Annotated in this window: 11 protein-coding genes, 1 pseudogene and 3 riboswitches; all 12 genes and pseudogenes read left to right on the plus strand. The window is 60.9% G+C overall.

Annotation, left to right across the window (positions count from 1 at the left end; genetic code table 11):
* Positions 1-171: 171 nt before the first annotated feature.
* A pseudogene (locus RMR13_RS00140) lies at positions 172-477 on the plus strand (TonB-dependent receptor plug domain-containing protein); the annotation flags it as partial.
* Positions 478-1,268: 791 nt separating this feature from the next.
* Positions 1,269-2,168 (plus strand): TonB-dependent receptor domain-containing protein, encoded by a 900-nt coding sequence (locus RMR13_RS00145; RefSeq protein WP_310598748.1) that lies wholly within the window; start codon positions 1,269-1,271, stop codon positions 2,166-2,168.
* Positions 2,169-2,228: 60 nt separating this feature from the next.
* Positions 2,229-3,065 (plus strand): ABC transporter ATP-binding protein, encoded by an 837-nt coding sequence (locus RMR13_RS00150; RefSeq protein ID WP_409070235.1) that lies wholly within the window; start codon positions 2,229-2,231, stop codon positions 3,063-3,065.
* Positions 3,065-3,799, plus strand: a complete 735-nt coding sequence (locus RMR13_RS00155; protein WP_310598613.1) for an ABC transporter permease — start codon at positions 3,065-3,067, stop codon at positions 3,797-3,799. The genes RMR13_RS00150 and RMR13_RS00155 overlap by 1 nt, the downstream gene beginning before the upstream one ends.
* A gap of 30 nt (positions 3,800-3,829) precedes the next feature.
* On the plus strand, positions 3,830-5,041 hold the full coding sequence (locus RMR13_RS00160; RefSeq protein ID WP_310598614.1) for an adenosylcobinamide amidohydrolase: 1,212 nt from the start codon (positions 3,830-3,832) through the stop codon (positions 5,039-5,041).
* A gap of 8 nt (positions 5,042-5,049) precedes the next feature.
* A riboswitch (cobalamin riboswitch) is annotated at positions 5,050-5,262 on the plus strand.
* Positions 5,263-5,394: 132 nt separating this feature from the next.
* On the plus strand, positions 5,395-7,404 hold the full coding sequence (locus tag RMR13_RS00165; protein ID WP_310598615.1) for a TonB-dependent receptor: 2,010 nt from the start codon (positions 5,395-5,397) through the stop codon (positions 7,402-7,404).
* 144 nt (positions 7,405-7,548) lie between these two features.
* The gene (locus RMR13_RS00170; protein ID WP_310598616.1) at positions 7,549-8,670 is read left to right on the plus strand and encodes a radical SAM protein; all 1,122 of its coding nucleotides are present in this window, start codon (positions 7,549-7,551) and stop codon (positions 8,668-8,670) included.
* The gene (locus RMR13_RS00175; RefSeq protein ID WP_310598617.1) at positions 8,658-10,214 is read left to right on the plus strand and encodes a carbon-nitrogen hydrolase family protein; all 1,557 of its coding nucleotides are present in this window, start codon (positions 8,658-8,660) and stop codon (positions 10,212-10,214) included. Before RMR13_RS00170 ends, RMR13_RS00175 begins: the two co-directional genes overlap by 13 nt.
* 78 nt (positions 10,215-10,292) lie before the next feature.
* A complete protein-coding gene (locus tag RMR13_RS00180; protein WP_310598618.1) occupies positions 10,293-11,177 on the plus strand; it encodes a sirohydrochlorin cobaltochelatase in 885 nt (294 codons plus the stop codon).
* A gap of 354 nt (positions 11,178-11,531) precedes the next feature.
* Positions 11,532-11,711: riboswitch (cobalamin riboswitch) on the plus strand.
* 126 nt (positions 11,712-11,837) lie between these two features.
* Positions 11,838-12,026: riboswitch (cobalamin riboswitch) on the plus strand.
* A 142-nt stretch (positions 12,027-12,168) separates the two neighbouring features.
* A complete protein-coding gene (locus RMR13_RS00185) occupies positions 12,169-14,304 on the plus strand; it encodes a methylmalonyl-CoA mutase family protein (protein WP_310598619.1) in 2,136 nt (711 codons plus the stop codon).
* Positions 14,301-16,481, plus strand: a complete 2,181-nt coding sequence (gene scpA, locus RMR13_RS00190) for a methylmalonyl-CoA mutase (RefSeq protein WP_310598620.1) — start codon at positions 14,301-14,303, stop codon at positions 16,479-16,481. The genes RMR13_RS00185 and scpA overlap by 4 nt, the downstream gene beginning before the upstream one ends.
* Positions 16,482-16,558: 77 nt before the next feature.
* Complete coding sequence (meaB, locus tag RMR13_RS00195; RefSeq protein WP_310598621.1) at positions 16,559-17,713, plus strand: methylmalonyl Co-A mutase-associated GTPase MeaB; 1,155 nt, start codon at positions 16,559-16,561, stop codon at positions 17,711-17,713.
* The last annotated feature ends 61 nt before the right edge of the window (positions 17,714-17,774 follow it).

Consider the following 17,774-nt stretch of genomic DNA (forward strand, 5'->3'; position numbering starts at 1 on the left):
CTTGTGAATGGAGAAAAAAATATGCAACGGAGAGTGCGAACACTCTGCGCCGGTATCGTGTTCAGTATGCCGGTGCTGTTCGGTCCCGCGGCCGGACAAGCGGAAGAAAATGCGGCCAATGAGGAAGTCAAGTTGGACGAGATGGTGGTCGCGGCCACCCGCGATGTGAAAATGGTGGACACCCCCGCCTCCATCTCGGTGATCACGGCCAGGGATCTGGAAATCATGGGCGTGAAGAACATCGGCGACGCCCTGGTCCGGGTGCCGGGCGTTTTTGACGACGGTGCCTCCAAATACTATCTGAGCATCCGGGGCACCCGTTCCTCCAGTTCGGGCGGTCCGCTGGTGCTCCTGGACGGCGTGCCTCAGGATCTGGGCAAATCCGGCTACACCAGCTTTGAAACCATTCCGGTGTCGGATATCGAACGGATCGAAATCGTCCGCTCGCCCGGCACCACGGTCTTCGGCGCGGATTCGTCCCGGGGCGTCATCAACATCGTCACCAAGTCCGGCAAAAAGGATCAGCCGCCCAAGGCTGAGGTCGAGGTCTCCTACGGCTCGTGGAACACCGCGGATACCTCGGCCACGGTCAGCGGTGGCCGGGGACCATGGGATTATTTCGCCAACGGCTCGTTCACCAACACCGACGGCTACCTCCACGACGACCAAACCCGTGGCAGCCTGCGCCTGAAAGGCGGCTACAGCATCGACGACAAAAGCCGGCTCGGCCTCAACCTGAACTATACCGACAACACCTATGAGACCGTCCGGGGCAAGAACCGCTATGCCCTGGACCAGGACCGCAGGGCCGACGAATTCCGGGAAAGGCCCGGAGGCCCCCTGCTCTCCTACAACGATTCCGACCAGCAGACCACCGGTGCCGCCCTGGATTACAGGCGCAAGGATGCCGACAGCTTCGTCAATGCCCTGGCCGCCTTCACCCATTTCGACGAATTTTACAATTCCCGCTACCAGATCTATTCCGCCCCCAACAACGTCTATGAGGAAGACCGGAACCAGGATCGATACCTATTGAATCTTTCCGGGGGACTGCACCTGGGAAGCGGCGCGGTTCGCTATACTCCCACCCTGGGCGCCGACATGGACTTGACCGACTTCGACAATGCGCGCAGCTATCCCACCAATCCCGGCAGCGCCAGCCATGTCAGCGGCAAACGCAATGCGGACATGGATTTCGACCAGAAACGATACGGCCTTTTTTCCAGAACCAATTTTTCTTCGGCGACCGCATTGAACTCAACCTGGGCCTGCGCCGCGACGACGTCCGCTACAATGTGGCCAACCGCAACGGCAAACGGGTCGATGCGACCTACGACAAGTATCCCTGGTCCGTCGCTCCGGCCTACCACTGGCACGAAGACGCCACCACCTATGTCACGGTGGGGACCTCCTACTGGTATCCGGTGGCCATGTATTACGAATCGGCCATGTCCTACATGAACCCCGAAAACCTCCCTGAAAACCTGAAACCGGAGGAAAGCCTGACCTACGAAATCGGCCACAAGCAACGCTTCGCCCCCTGGGCCAATCTCAACGCCTCCCTGTTCCACATCAAATACAAGGACAAATTCGCCGTATTCTACGATTCCAGCCAATCCTACGCCGGCTACAAAAATACCGGCGATTCCGAACACAACGGTATCGAGTTGGAAATGAGCGGCGTATTGACCAAATTTCTGGGCTACCGGCTCTCCGGCACCTACATGGAAGCCGAATGGACCAGCGGCCGGGAACGGGTCTTTACCTGGGATACATTGACCAGCCAGGGATTCAGAGACCTGGACGGCTACCAGCTCAATCATGTGCCCAAGTACAAGTACACCGTCGGGGTCGACCTCTTTCCCATGGAGCATCTCCGTTGCAACCTGGACCTGAATGTCACCGGCGCCTACTTTGTCGATTATCTCAACCGGATCGAATACGGGACGCGCAAAACTGTGGATCTGGGCATCCGCTACGAGCGAGAAACCTGGTCGCTGTGGTTTCTGGCCAGCAACCTTTTCAACGAGAAGATCGAGTCGGTGTACAACTCCTCCGGGGAACTCTACGCCAATGCCGGCGATATCGGCCGCAACGGCCCATATGCCAACGAATACTACCCCAGGCAGGGCCAGTCGTTCGAGGTAGGCCTGGCCGTCCGATTCTAGGATGGGTTCGGCCTTGAAAAGACCAAAAATGCTTCCGCGACCCGTTTGACCACACGCATCATGATCCGCATCGAGCAACTGCAAAAATCCTACGGCACCGCCCAAGCCCTGGCGGGTATCGATCTCAGGATTGATCCGGGCGAACTGTTCGCCTTTCTCGGCCCCAACGGCGCCGGCAAGACCACCACCATCCGCATCCTCACCGGCCTGACCAGGATCGGCGGCGGCCGGGTTTTCATCGGCGGCCACGACATCGTTGCCGAACCCCGAGCCGCCAAGCGGCAGTGCGGCCTGGTGCCGCAGCATATCAATCTCGACAGCGAGTTGAGCGTGCGGGAAAACCTGGACATCCACGGTCGCCTGTTCGACATGCCGCCCGACAAGCGGCAGACGCGCAGCGCCGAGCTGCTGCACTACGTCGAGATGGCCGACCGCGCCGGCCAGCCGGTCAAGCAACTCTCCGGCGGTCTCAAGCGGCGGCTGATGATCGCCCGCGCCTTGATGCACCAGCCGAAGATCCTCTTTCTCGACGAACCGACCGTGGGTCTGGATCCGGCCATCCGCCGCCGCATCTGGGCGCTGATCAAGCGGGTCCAGCAGGACGGCGCCACCATCTTTCTCACCACCCACTACATCGAGGAGGCCGAATTCCTGGCCAGTCGGGTGGCCTTCCTCGACCGGGGACGGATCGTGGCCCTGGATCGGCCGCGAACCCTGATGGATGGCCTCGGCACCTGGGCCATCGACCGGGTCGATGGCGAGGCCATGGCAACCCGCTATTTCGCCACCCGCGAGGAAGCCACGGCCTACTCCGCCGCGCAAGATTGCGGCTTCACCCTGCGCCGGGTCAACCTCGAGGACGCGTTCTTGCACCTCACAGGAAAAAAGGTATCGTGATGCACGGATTTATCGCTGTCTATCTCCGCGAGATGCTCATCCTCAAATACCGCTTCAAGCGTCAACTGGCCGGCATGGCGGTATCGCCGCTCCTGTACCTGATCACCTTCGGCTATGCCATGGGCGACCTGATCCGCTTCGGCGAGCAGTCCTACCTGCATTTCCTCCTCCCCGGCCTGGTGGCCATGGCCAGCATGACCCAGGCCTTCGCCATCGCCACCGACATCAACGTGGCCCGCTTCTATTGGAACATTTTCGAGGAATTCCAGGCTTCGCCGATCAGCAATCTGTCCTATGTGGCAGGCGAAACCCTGGCCGGCATGACCAGGGCGCTGCTGGGAGTGCTGGTGATTCTGCTGCTGGCCCTGCCCTTCGGGGTGGTGCTGTGCTACGGCCCGCTCTTCTGGCTGGCGGTACTGCTCAACTGTTTTGTCTTCGCCGCCCTGGCGGTGGCCATGGCCATGCTGGTCAAATCGCACGCCGACCAGAGCCTGCTGACCAACTTCATCATCACGCCCATGGCCTTTCTGGGCGGCACTTTTTTTCCGGTGGACAAGCTGCCGGCCTGGGTCCAGACCGCCCTGCATTGCCTGCCGCTGACCCACGCCTCGTCTGCCATTCGCGCCAGCAGCCTGGGTCATCCGGCCAGGTGGATCGACTATCTGGTCCTGCTGGGCTTAGGCCTTTCGTTTTTCTGGCTGGCCCTGCATTCGGTCAACAGGGCCAGGGATTGATCGAGCGAAATCTCGTTTAAGGAAGCAATCATGCGCATCGACACCTTCTACCACGGCGTGGAAATACACCGGGAAGAGAAAATCATTTACGCCCGTTTCCTCAGGCCCCACGACGTGCTGTCCACCTGTCGGGTGGCGGGCGGATTGCGCACCGACCTGCATTACCTCTACAACCATCAAAGCTGCGAGCCCGCCGGCCACTGCCATCGCCTGCCGGCCATTGCCTACCGCGATCCCGCCGCGTACCGGCGCGCGGTCTGCGCGCAGCACGGCCTTCCCGACGGAGACTGCGCCACCCTGGGAACCGCCGCCAACATGCGCAACGCCTGCATCGCGGTGCACAGCTTCCGTGATTTGACCGTAGCCGCGGTGTGCACCGGCGGGGTCGAGGGCAATGCCGGCCGGGCCGGCGATCCGGCCTCGGTGGCGGAAACCGCCGAGGGATTCGAACGATTGCCGCCGGCCACCGTGGTTCCCGGACCGGGCACGATCAACACCATGCTGTTTATCGGCAAACCGCTGATTCCCGGAGCGCTGGTCCGCTGCATCGTGACAGCCACCGAGGCCAAGACCGCCGTGCTCCAGGAACTGGCGGTCAATTCCCGCTATTCCGACGGCCTGGCCACCGGCACCGGCACCGACCAGATCGGCGTGGCGGCCATGCGAAGCGACGAGACACCGCTGACCAGCGCCGGCAAACATGCCAAGCTGGGGGAACTGATCGGCCAGGCCGTGGCCGAGGCGATCAGGGGCACCTTAGCCCGCCAAAACCATCTGACCCCGGGCGGTCAATGTTCGGCCAAAATCCATCTGGAACGATTCGGGGCCACGCGGGAAACCATGCTGGCGGGCATCTGCGCCTCTCTCGACCATGAACAGGCCGAGCTGCTGCGGCACAATTTTTATGCGATCGAACGCGACCCGCTCACGGTCGCCGCCATCGCCGCCCTGGCGCATCTCAAGGACAAAATCGCCTGGGGCGTGCTGCCGTCGACGTGCTGGAGCGAGATCATGGCCAGTTTCGGTGCCCAGGCCGCCTGCGCGGTCAGCGGCGATCACGGGCGGCTGGACGAGTATCGCAGGCATCTAGCCCCGGACCGGACGGCCACCGGCAACCGGGATTTCATTGCCCTGGCATGCCGGGCCCTGGCCCTGGGTTTTGCCGACAAATGGCGGACCATGGCCACCTTGTGTCCCCCGCCGGCCCATAACCGGGCAGAGGAGGAAAACGCCGACATGTAGAATCGAACACCTATTTTCAGGCAGCCGGTCGCCTCCGGACATCGAACCGGAGGCGTGCAAGGGAATCCCGTGCGAAACGGGAACGGTCCCGCCGCTGTGATCCCTCCCTGGCCGAAACGGCCGAGGAACCGTATCGAGACGAAGCCACTGGGCCGCCTGGCCCGGGAAGGCCTCGATACGGAGGGAAAGTCAGAAGACCTGCCGGTTGCCGATGCTGTGCCGAATACTGCCGAGGATGCAGTGACGCGCAGGAATTCGCCGAGGCGACGACGAACGCACGTTTGTTGCGTCCTGACGGCGCATGCATCGTGTCCTGCTTCTTTCACACAACCGTAAACAACAAGGAGGAAAGAATGAACATCAAGAAGCAGGTGAAGATCGATCGGTTCGTGTGGGCCCTGGCCCTGGTACCGCTGCTGGCGGCTCCGGCCACCGCCGAGACACTGCCGGACCGGGAGACCGACACGGAATCGCAAGCCGTGCACCAGGCCGAGGATATCGTGGTGACAGCCTCGCGGACGGAAACGTCGCGGCGGGAGGCGACCAAGAGCATAGATGTCGTGACCAGCGAGGATCGTGACGAACTCCAGCAATATTTCCTGCCGCAACTGCTGGCCAATGAACCGGGGGTCTTTTTTCGCGCCAACGGCGGCTTGGGGCAATGGTCGAACATCAGCATCCGGGGAGCGGGAGCACAGTACACCCAGTACCAATACAACGGCATGCCCCTGCGCGACGCCGCCGACACCCAGACCACCCTGCAATATTTTATCGAGGACATGTTCAGCGGTTCCAATCTCGAGCGAGTGGAGATCCTGAAGGGCACCAACAGCACCTTGTACGGCTCGCAGGCCATGGGCGGGGTGATCAACATCGTCCCGCGGAAATGGCAATCCGGCCTGGCGGCGGAATGGCGCAACGAGTTCGGGCCGAACGGCACCTCGATCACCAACGGGCGAGTCGCCTACGGCCAGGAAAAATACTATATCGATTTCAACCCGATATATATCACCACCGATGGCGAAAACTATGGTGGTCCCAACGGATACTGGTACGACAACACCGGCGCGACCTTTGGCGCGGGCGTCAAGCCGACCGACAGGACCACCGTCGAATTCAACGGCATTTTCTCGGATACCGACCTGGCCCTGGGAAGTTCGCCCTCGCTCGACAGCAACGGCAACCTGGTGAAGAACCAGGCCTATGCCGATCAACACCGCGAAGGCCAGCTGTACCAGGTGGGGTTGAACTGGATGCAGACCCTTTCATCCCTGTGGGATTTTTCCCTCAAAGGGTCGCAGGGCGCCACTGAACGGCATTATTTTTGGTCGCGCACCGACGGCGACCGGTCCGACTACGACGGCAAGACCAGCTACGTGGAGATGCAGCACAACCTGCATCCGAGCGAGTGGCTGACCCTGAACCTGGGCGTCGATTACGAAAAATCGGACTATGAAGGCCGGGAGCCGCGGAACAAGTATGCCGGCGACTACACCCCAGTCAATTTCGACGAGTCGTGGGACAACAAGGATGTCTTTGCCCAGGCTCAGTTTGCCCTGCTGGATCGCAGCCTGTTCATCAACCTGGGCAGCCGCTACAACGACCACGAGGTTTTCGACAGCGAGGTGGTTTGGGAAGCGTCCGCCGCCTACCTATTCAAGGACATCGGTACCAAGCTGCATGCCCATGTGGGCACCGGCTACCGCACCCCTGGATTGTACGAAATTTATGGCGGATATCTCGTTGGGGGAAGGCTGGTGACCATCGGCAATCCCGACCTGCAGCCGGAAGAGAGCATCGGCTATGAGTTGGGAATCGATCAGTCCCTGATGGACGGCAAGGTGCAGTTCGGGGCGACCTATTTTGCCACCCGGTTCGACGACATGATCATCTTCGACGACCTGAGTTCTCGCTACGAAAACGCCCGCGAAGGGGAAAACTCGGGCGTGGAGGTCTATTTCCGGGTTTCCCCCTGGGAGAAGGTCCGATTCGATCTGGCCTACACCTACATCGATTCCCGCTACAAGGCCGACCAATTTACCGACGAATGGACGCGCAAGGAATACCTGCCCCGCAACAAGGTCGATTTCATCGTCACCTTCTATCCGATGGACAAACTGACCCTGGCCGCCACTGTCAGGTGGCAGGACAGCGAAATTGTTCCGCTCAACGATCCGAGCTGGAATTCGGTCCGCTGGGAAGAGAGCGACACGACCACCGTCAATCTGGCCGCCACCTACAAGGCACTGCAGAACCTGGACCTCTTTGCCCGTGTCGACAACCTGTTCGACAAAAACTACACCGAAGGCGGATACTGCATGCCCGGACTTTCCGTGTATGGCGGCTTGAAGCTGCATTTCTAGGCAACAGCCAACCGGCGACCGGACCTTGCGTTATCGTCCGGTTGCCGGAAACAGGCAAACAGGGTGGCAAGTTGAATGGACAAAACGTATCGATCGCGTCCGCCGGCAACGGCTGGATCAGGGTTCTGCAAGGATAAAATGCCGATGGCCCGACAATCACGACCGCACCCCGCCGCCCACCGGATCGATTACCTGATCCTGCCCCTGACCACCCGATGCAACCTGCGGTGCCGCTATTGCTACCACGGTACGCCGGCAACGCATCGGGACATGGACCGCGCCGCCATGGATCAGGCGTTTGCCCTGGCCGCATCCGGCACGGGACCGCTGCACATCCAATTGACCGGTGGCGAACCTTGCCTGGTGCCGCACCTGATCGAGGCGGCGGGCGAACGGGCGCGACGGCTGTCGCGCCCCTGGACCATGGCCATGCAAACCAACGGCACCTGCCTGGACCGGAAAATCGTCGATTTGATCGGTCGGTTTCACCTCCAGGTGGGAGTCAGCCTCGACGGTTCGCCCTGGATGCAGGAAAGTTTGCGCGGCCAGGCCACGGAGACCCTGCGCGGCCTGATGCTGTTGGAAGCGCAAAAAATCCCTTTCCGGGTGACCACGGTGGTCTGCGGCCGCAATGCCGACCAACTGGACCGGTTGGCCTGGCTGTTGGCGGCGTTCCGGCAGGCCAGGGGCCTGGGGCTCGATCTGCTGGTGATGAAGGGCCATGCCGGGGCGCATGCCGAATCCCCCGGTTTCGCCGAATCCGGGGCGCTCATCCGCGGGGTCGAAGCGCTGGTCCGGGCCTTGACCGCCATCAACCGACAGCGGGAAACGCCGCTGCGGTTGCGGGAATGGGACCTGGTACGGAGGATGCTGGCCTTGCCCGGCCGGCAATCGGCTCGAACGTTCTGTCGAGCCGGCGCGGGGACGAGCCTGGCCGTGCACCCGGACGGACGCTGTTTTCCCTGCGGCCAGACCTTGGCCGACGAGCGATTCGAGTTGCCTGCTGCCGAAACCGCCGCGGTGTTGCCTCTGTTGTCGCCGTCGCTCGCGGCGCTGCGGCACGACTGCGGTGCCTGCCCTTTGATGGAGCGCTGCCCCGGCGACTGCCCCAGCCGATTGCTGTTCAACCCCGCACCGGCCCGGTTTCTAGCCTGTGACCTCTATCGAACCTTGGCCCGTGCCTGCATAGAGGAGCAAACGGCCCCCCGTCAACCGGTGCCCCGGCCGGCCGACGCCTTTGCCCGGAGGGAAACATGCCATCCCTGAAACTGGCCTTGCTGCATCTGGCCGTAGAGCATAAGCAGCCGGAACGCAACCGGCAGCATTTGCTGGATCTGTGCTGGGAGGCGGGGGAAAAAAAGGCGCAGCTGGTGGTTGCGCCGGAACTCGCCCTCTCCGGCTACTCGTTCGCCAACATCCGCGACATGGAGCCGTATGCGGAAACCGCCGACGGACCGACCTTGCGCGAACTGGCCGAATTGTGCCGGGTCTTCGGCTACTACCTCTGCGTCGGCATGGCGGAGCGAGAGCCGCATACCGGCATGCTGTTCAACAGTGCTTTTGTCTTGGGGCCGGAGGGCACGGTGCTCTGCCGCTACCGGAAAATCAATGCCGAATTTCGCTGGGCCTGCCCCGGCGATCCCGACCAGGACAACACCTTCACAACCCCCTGGGGACGGATCGGCGTGCTGATCTGCTCCGATTCCTACCACAGCCTGATGCCACGGGTAACGGCCCTGCGCGGAGCCAAGCTTTTGCTGGTACCCGCCAATTGGCCGCCCTCCGGGATCGATCCGTTGGAAATATGGCGGGCCAGGGCCCTGGAAAACGGCCTGTTCGTGGCGGCCTGCAATCGGACCGGCCAGGATGTGCTCATGGATTGCCGCCAGGCCTCTTCGATTCTGGTTAGCCCGCACGGCACCTTGCTTTTGCGGAAATGCGCGCGGACTTCGAAGCTGATCCGAATCGATCTGCCCTTGAACGACGACGGCCTGCTGAAAGCGGGGCAACGGTTCAAACGGCTGGCCGCACGGCCCCGGGCGCATATGCGATCCTGCTATCTCAATATGGGTGGGATCGCCGATCTGACTTCTTTCCTGCAATTGCCACCGCCGGGCAGGCTGTCGGTTTGGTGCCATTGCCTCGATCCGGAGGAAGCCCCGGCGTCGCGCTTCGCCGCGCTTTCGACGACAGCCGTTTCCGGCAAAGTGCTGCACATCCTGCCGACCAGCGACTACAGCGACAACGAACTGGAGAGACTGCGCCGCTGGTGTACGGCCACCGGTTTGAAGGCGACGCTGATCCGCGCCACGGCCGCCGGTGCTGCCGCTCTTTGGTTCGACGGCAAGACCGAACCGAAAGTGTACCCGTGGGACGATCCGCCCTGCCGTGACAATGCACGGTTCCCGACCTTTGACTGTGGCCCGGCCCGGGTATGCCTCATGCCCCAAGCCGCGCTGTACCACCCCGAACTGGTGTTGTCCGGTGCCAAGGAAGGTACGGATCTGGCTGTTATTTTCAGCCCGCAATTCGATGACACGGTCCGGTTGCTGGGCGGCGTCCGCACCATAGAACAGGCGGCCGTAGCAGTGTGTTCCCCGGAAGGCGGGGGTATCTGGATGCCTCCCCAAGGACATCGACGGGGGGAAGAGGTCCTAGCCCAACCCGGCGGCCATTGCTGCCTGACGGTGGATACCGCCGTCACCCGGAACAAACGGTTTCAGGATCGGATCGATTACTTTACCCTATTGCGGAACGACTTCCCGGACGAAGGGATCAATCCGCAACGGCCGCCCCAAACAAGAGAGTAACCCCGCCATGGATGGTGCATCCATGGCTTTTTTTCCAACTCAAATCCAAAAGGAGAATCCGGTATGTGGAGTAACCCGATGAAAAAACAGTGGATGGCACTGGCCTGCGCGGCCCTTTTGCTGGCCGGCCTTCAGGCCGAATGGTGCCTGGCGGCTCATCCGGTCAAGCAGGAAAAGGGACCGGCCATCTTGCTGGTCACCTTCGGTACCAGCGTGGAAAGCGCCCAGGCGGCCTTCCGCACCATTGAGCAACGGGTCAAGGCAGCCTTTCCCAAGGCTGAGGTCCGATGGGCGTATACCTCGAAGATCATTCGGAAAAAACTGGAGAAAAGCGGCACCCGTATCGATTCGCCCGAAATGGCCCTGGCCCGCTTGATGGACGACGGCTACACCAAGGTGGCGGTGCAGTCGCTGCACATGATTCCGGGCATCGAATTTCATGAGTTGTACGACAACGCCCGCCTGTTCGGCCAGATGGACGGTGGCTTCAGCAAGGTAATGGTGGGCCAGCCGCTGTTGGTCAGCGACGCCACCATGGACAAGACCCTCAAGCAAGTCCTCGCCCGGGCGGTGCCCAAGGAACGGAAGGCCAACGAGGCGGTAGTGCTGATGGGGCACGGCACCCATCATCCCAGCGATGCCATTTACAGCGCCATGATGTACAAGGCCCAGAAAACGGACCCCAATGTGTACGTGGGCACCGTGGAAGGCTCGCCCTCCTTTGAGGAGATCAGGGAGCAGTTGGTGCAGAAGAAGATCAAGAAAGCCTATCTCATTCCCTTCATGACCGTAGCCGGCGACCACGCCATGAACGACATGGCCGGTGACGAACCCGACTCCTGGAAAAGCCAACTGGCCAAGGCGGGTATCGATTCCGTGCCGGTAATGAAAGGATTGGCCGAGTACGACGCCATCGCCGACATGTGGGTCGAGCAGTTGAAGGTGGCCATGGCCCACCTGTGACAAACTAACCGACTGACATTCGAATTTACAGCACGTGGCCCGGTATTCTGCCGGGCCACGTTGAGTGAATGTCCGGGGATGGCCGCGCTCCGGCTTTGGACACGGCCCGAGATCTTTTGATTTTTCCCGTCGTTTTGACGGCAATCACAATATGGACAAGCGCATCAGGAAAACAAATAAATTATTCAGTACTAATCAATAGTTATAGTTAAACAGCACCGATCGCCACTTCATTTAATTTTAAAATTAAATGAGAAATGTATAATTGCGCTTTATTATTCTAGAAAATTATTTTTTAATAATATTTTTTTTCCAGCTATCTGTTGACAAAATATCCATGTTTGCAGTAACTATCCCCTATTCAATGTTTCAGGTTCCGCAAGGATAAAAAGGGAACCCCGTGTGAATCGGGGACGGGCCCGCCGCTGTATCCGGGGACAAAGGCTGCAAGATGTCACTGACCACATGGTTGGGAAGGCGCAGCCGGAGGACGATCCGGAAGTCAGAAGACCTGCCTGAAAACAAACAAGGCTTTCCCCTTGGACCGGGGAAGGCATCGATACGTGGATAAACCAGGGCATCCCCGGATCAATGGCGCATTGATCCGGGGATTTTTTTTGTCCGGAGCCCATCGAAAACAGTCTAACAGCAATACGGTTTTATTTTTACAAGAAAATCGGTGCCATATCGATATGGCCCAACAGGGAAAACGGTGCAAATCCGTTGCGGTCCGGCCGCTGTAACCGGGGACGAAATCCGCACGACGCCACTGATCGCCCACGATCGGGAAGGCGCGGAAAATAGGTCGATCCGGAAGCCAGAAGACCTGCCGATTTTCAGATCAGCGCAAGCGGCCGTGGTTCCCGTTGTTGATCCCAGCATCCATTCGATCTCCATGCCAACCGGCATGGGCCGACGGTGCGGAAACAGGGGAACCCCCGGTCCATTAGGGCCGGGGGTTTTTTGTTCAACAAGAAACAAGGAGAGTGGAATGGGAACAGCATTGGATATTCTCAACGATTTTCCCGCCAATACCCATGCCGACTGGCTGGCGGCGGTGGAAAAGGAACTCAAGGGCAAGCCCTTTGACAAGACTTTGGTCAAGAAGACCTACGAGGGCATCGACATCCAGCCCATGTACTTCATGCACGACCTCGACGGCCTGCCGCAGGTGGATTCTCAGCCGGGAGAGACGCCCTACATGCGCGGCACCGCTGCCTCGGGCAATAGAGTCAACGCCTGGAACATTGCCCAGGAGATTACTTTGGCCGACCCCGAGGAGTTCAACCGAGCCGCCCAATACGACCTCACCCGGGGACAGAACAGCCTCAATATCGTGTTTGACCGGGCCACCCTGAGCGGCCAGGACCCGGACCAGGCGCCGGCGGAGATGGTTGGGAAAGGTGGGCTATCTCTAGCCACGCTCCGCGATGCTGGAATTGCCCTGACCGGCATTGATCTGACCGCTCAGCCTTGCCGAATCACCTGCGGCGTTTTAGGTATTGCACCGGCATCCTTGGTCGCCGCCCTGGTTGAGGAACAGGGTAAACCGTTAGCGGATTTGCAGGGTTCCCTGGTGGTTGATCCCTTGGGCACCCTGGCCGTGGAAGGCAGACTTTCCTGTTCGCTGCCCGCCGCCTACGACCGGATGGCACAGCTTACCCACTGGGCCATGGATCATGCCCCCAAACTGCGAACCATCACGGTCGGCACCGACTGTTACCGCAACAGCGGTGGCAACGCGGTCCAGGACATCGCCTTTGCCCTAGCCACCGGCGTGGTTTATATCCGTGCCCTGCTGGAACGGGGGCTTGGTATCGACGACATTGCCACGCGAATGAGTTTCGAGTTTGCCATTGGCAACGATTTCTTTATGGAGATCGCCAAATTCCGCGCCGCGCGCTTCACTTGGTCACAGGTAGTCGAATCCTTCGGCGGCGATGCCGAGGCACAAAAGATGGTCATCCATGCCCGAACCGCAACCTGGAACAAGACCGAGGTCGATCCATGGGTCAACATGCTGCGGGTGTCCACCGAGGCCTTTTCCGGCATTGCCGGCGGCGTCGACAGCATGCACGTCAGCCCCTTTGACGAGATTTTCCGTACCCCCAACGAGTTCTCCCGCCGCATTGCCCGCAATGTCCACATCGTGCTCAAGGAGGAGGGCCATTTTGACAAGGTGGTCGATCCGGCCGGCGGCTGCTGGTATGTGGAAAAGATCACCGCCCAACTGGCCGAAAAGGCCTGGAAACTGTTCCAAGACGTGGAGGCGGTCGGCGGCATGGCCACGGCCCTCGAACAGGGCGTGCCCCAGGATTCGGTGGCGCAAACCGCAGCCCAGCGGGAAAAAAACGTCGCCACCCGCACCGACCGCCTCGTCGGCACCAACATGTACCCAAACTTGCTGGAAAAACGGCAATTGGCCGAGCCCTTTGATCACCAGGGGTTTAAGGAAAAACGAAGCCGGGCCGTCAAGGCCCATGCGAGCAGCGTCGATGGACAGGCCTGTGCTGCGGCCCTTGCGGCCATCAACGAATGCTGTTCCACTCTCGACAGCAAAGTGGTGACCCGAGCCATCAAAGCTGTCCGTATGGGGGCCACCCTGGGTATGGTGACCAGCGCTCTCCAGGTGGAGACCAAGGAGATTGTCGTCAAGCCGCTCAACATCCATCGCGCCGCCGAGCCTTTTGAAAAGATCCGCCGGGCCACCGAGGCCCATACCGCCCGCACCGGCGTCACTCCCAAACTTTTTCTCGCCAACATGGGCCCTATTCCTCAGCATAAGGCCCGTGCCGATTTCTCCACCGCCTTCTTCAATGTCGGTGCCTTTGAGACCATCGGCAACAACGGTTTTGCCACCGTGGACGAGGCGGCACGGGCCGCGCTCGATTCCGGGGCCAAGGCAGTGGTGATCTGCTCCACCGACGCCACCTACCCCGATATCGTTCCCTCCCTGGCTCAGCAGATCAAGGCCGGCGACCCCGGCATGATGGTCATCCTCGCGGGATTCCCCAAGGAACATGTCGAGGCTTTCAAGGCAGCCGGAGTGGACGAGTTCCTGCACGTCCGGGTCAACGCCCTGGATCTGCTGACCAAACTGCAACAACATCTGGAGGTGACCGCATGAGCGCGCCCGATTTTACCACCATCGCCTTGCAGTCCAAGGTAAAGCCCTCCTGCTACCAGGACTGGGCCGCCAACATCAAAAAGGAAACCGGCCTTTCCGCCGAGGAACTGGTCTGGCGGACGGTCGAACAGATCGACGTCAAACCGCTCTACACCCGCAAGGATTACGATGGCCTGGATCATCTCTCCTACATGGCCGGCATTCCGCCCTATCTGCGCGGTCCCTACGGCACCATGTTCGTGCAGCGGCCCTGGACCGTGCGCCAATATGCCGGCTTCTCCACGGCTGAGGAGAGCAACGCCTTCTACCGCCGCAACCTGGCCGCCGGCCAGATGGGCCTGTCGATCGCCTTCGACCTGGCCACCCATCGCGGCTACGACTCGGACCATCCGCGTGTGGTCGGCGACGTGGGCAAGGCCGGCGTGGCGGTGGATTCGATCCTGGATATGAACGTGCTCTTTGCCGGCATTCCGCTCGACCAGATGACGGTCTCCATGACCATGAACGGCGCAGTTCTGCCAATCATGGCTTTCTACATCGTCGCGGCCGAAGAACAGGGGGTCAAGCAGTCGCAACTGGGCGGCACTATCCAGAACGATATCCTCAAGGAATACATGGTGCGCAACACCTACATCTATCCGCCGGCGAATTCGATGCGCATCATCTCCGACATCTTCGCCTACACATCAAAAAATATGCCCAAGTACAATAGCATCAGCATCTCGGGCTACCACATGGAGGAAGCGGGCGCCACCTCTGATATCGAGATGGCCTACACTCTGGCCGACGGTTGGGATTATGCCCGTGCCGGTGTTGCCGCCGGCATGAGCATCGACACCTTTGCTCCGCGCCTGTCCTTTTTCTGGGCCCAGGGTATGAACTACTTCATGGAGATCGCCAAGATGCGCGCGGCCCGGGTGCTCTGGGCCAAGATCATCAAGAGTTTCAACCCGCAAAACGTCAAATCCCTGCCCTTGAGGACCCACAGCCAGACCTCGGGCTGGAGCCTGACCGAGGGCGACCCCTTCAACAACGTCTGCCGGACGGCGATCGAAGGCATGGCCGCGGCCCTGGGCCATACCCAGTCGATGCACACCAACTCGCTCGACGAGGCCATCGCCCTGCCCACCGAATTTTCGGCCCGCATTGCCCGCAATACCCAGTTGTATTTGCAGGACGAAACCAACATCCTGCGACCGGCCGATCCATGGGGCGGTTCTTTTTACCTGGAGGCCCTGACCGGCGCCATCATGAAACGCGGCTGGGATCTGATCCAGGAAGTGGAGAATCTGGGTGGCATGGCCAAGGCCATCGAAACCGGCCTGCCCAAGATGCGCATCGAGGAAGCCGCTGCCCGCCGTCAGGCCGGTATAGACTCCGGTCGCGAGAAGATTGTCGGTGTTAACAGCTACTGCCTGGACAAGGAAGATGCCCTCGATACCCTGGAGGTCGATAACACGGCGGTGCGCGAGGCCCAGCTCAGGCGCTTGGCCAAGCTCAAGGCCGAGCGTGACGAGCCCAAGTGTCAGGCGGCGCTCAATGCCCTGACCCACTGCGCCGAAACCGGCGAGGGCAACCTGCTGGCTCTGTCGATTGAGGCGGCCCGGGCGCGGGCCTCACTGGGTGAAATCAGTTTTGCCCTGGAAAAAAAATGGGGGAGGCACACGGCCGTGATCCGATCGATATCTGGTGTGTATAAATCGGAATTCAGCGACAAGGAAGAAGTGCAGAAAGTTATCGCCATGACCAGGGAGTTCGAGGAACTGGAAGGTCGGCGGCCGCGCATCATGGTGGCCAAGATGGGTCAGGACGGACATGATCGGGGCGCCAAGGTCATTTCCACCGCCTTTGCCGACATGGGATTCGACGTCGACATCGGGCCCCTGTTCCAGACCCCGGAGGAGGCGGCCCGACAGGCCGTGGAAAACGACGCCCACATCATCGGTTTCAGCTCGCTGGCCGCCGGCCACAAGACACTTTTGCCCGCCCTGGTACAGGAACTGGAGAAGTTGGGCCGGCCGGACATCATGTGCGTCATCGGTGGCGTCATCCCGGCGCCGGACTATGAATTTCTGCGGGAAAACGGGGCTGCGGCCATCTTCGGCCCCGGTACGGTCATCCCGGTGGCGGCCATGAAAATCATGGAGGAATTGAAGGCCCGGCTGCACGCCGAATAAAGGACGCCCCCTGAGCGGCGCCTCTCCGGTTTCGGTCGGAGGGGCGCCGCTCCAATCCCAACACGCAAGGAGACGACATGACGCCGAAGACAAAAACGCCGGAGTGGGTTCCCGATGGCCCGTGCGAAGGGTTTGCCTGCCGGGTGATGGACGGGGTGGAGGCCGGGCACGACGGCATCAGCGCCTACGATGGCGCTCGTCAGGGAAAAAGGCCGATGGTTCGTCATCGCCGCCCCCAGCTCACCGCCCAAGAGTACGCCGACGGCGTGCGGCACGGCGACCGGGCAGTACTTGGCCGGGCCATCACCCTGGTGGAAAGCAATGCGGCCCATCATATCGACAAGGCGCAGGAGGTACTCAAGATCCTCCTACCCTTCACCGGCGATTCCATCCGCATCGGCATCACCGGCGTTCCGGGAGTGGGCAAATCCACCTTCATCGAGGCCTTCGGCTGCCATCTCATCGAACTGGGATATAAGGTGGCGGTGCTGGCGGTAGACCCATCCAGTTCCATCTCCGGCGGCTCGATCCTCGGCGACAAAACCCGCATGGAACGTTTAAGCCGCGACGAACGCTGCTTCATCCGGCCTTCGCCCGCCGGCACCACCTTGGGCGGCGTGGCCCGCAAGACCCGTGAAACCATGCTGGTTTGCGAGGCGGCCGGGTTCGACGTGATCCTGATCGAAACCGTGGGGGTGGGCCAGAGCGAGACCACGGTCCGGTCCATGGTCGATTTCTTTCTTCTGTTGATGCTGGCAGGTGCCGGCGATGAGCTGCAGGGTATCAAGAAAGGCATCATGGAACTGGCCGACGCCCTGGTGATCAACAAAGCCGACGGCAAGAACAAGCTCCCGGCCGAAACCGCGCGCGCCGAATACGAACGCGCCCTCCACTACCTGCAGCCGTCCACCGAGGGTTGGGCCTCGCATGCCTACACCTGCTCGGCCCTGACCAACGAAGGCATCGACGAAATCTGGCGGGTCATGCTCAAATACCGGGAAGTCACGGCCGCGTCCGGCGTCTTTAACCGGCACCGCAAGGAACAAAACATCAAATGGGTGCACGACATGCTCGACGACCACCTGCGCTCGCTCTTTGCCAGGCATCCGGGAGTGAACCAAATCATCAAGGATGTGGAGCGGAGCGTTGCGGACGGCACCCTGCCGGCAGTGGCGGCGGTGCAACAGCTGATCGCTGTGTTCGAACGCACCTCCCGGCAGGATGGCCGGTAGGATCGACAGCTCAACCCCGGCGGCTTTTTCCGTGTCCACGATTGTATCCGGTTGCCATGTC

This window comes from Desulfobulbus sp., from assembly GCF_031547805.1.
GTDB lineage: Bacteria > Desulfobacterota > Desulfobulbia > Desulfobulbales > Desulfobulbaceae > Desulfobulbus.

Bases quoted from the DNA above. Each gene is read 5' to 3' on its own strand.
- RMR13_RS00150 (WP_409070235.1), top strand. From the start codon at position 2,229: ATGATCCGCATCGAGCAACTGCAAAAATCCTACGGCACCGCCCAAGCC.
- RMR13_RS00155 (WP_310598613.1), top strand. From the start codon at position 3,065: ATGCACGGATTTATCGCTGTCTATCTCCGCGAGATGCTCATCCTCAAA.
- RMR13_RS00160 (WP_310598614.1), top strand. From the start codon at position 3,830: ATGCGCATCGACACCTTCTACCACGGCGTGGAAATACACCGGGAAGAG.
- RMR13_RS00165 (WP_310598615.1), top strand. From the start codon at position 5,395: ATGAACATCAAGAAGCAGGTGAAGATCGATCGGTTCGTGTGGGCCCTG.
- RMR13_RS00170 (WP_310598616.1), top strand. From the start codon at position 7,549: ATGGCCCGACAATCACGACCGCACCCCGCCGCCCACCGGATCGATTAC.
- RMR13_RS00175 (WP_310598617.1), top strand. From the start codon at position 8,658: ATGCCATCCCTGAAACTGGCCTTGCTGCATCTGGCCGTAGAGCATAAG.
- RMR13_RS00180 (WP_310598618.1), top strand. From the start codon at position 10,293: ATGAAAAAACAGTGGATGGCACTGGCCTGCGCGGCCCTTTTGCTGGCC.
- RMR13_RS00185 (WP_310598619.1), top strand. From the start codon at position 12,169: ATGGGAACAGCATTGGATATTCTCAACGATTTTCCCGCCAATACCCAT.
- scpA (WP_310598620.1), top strand. From the start codon at position 14,301: ATGAGCGCGCCCGATTTTACCACCATCGCCTTGCAGTCCAAGGTAAAG.
- meaB (WP_310598621.1), top strand. From the start codon at position 16,559: ATGACGCCGAAGACAAAAACGCCGGAGTGGGTTCCCGATGGCCCGTGC.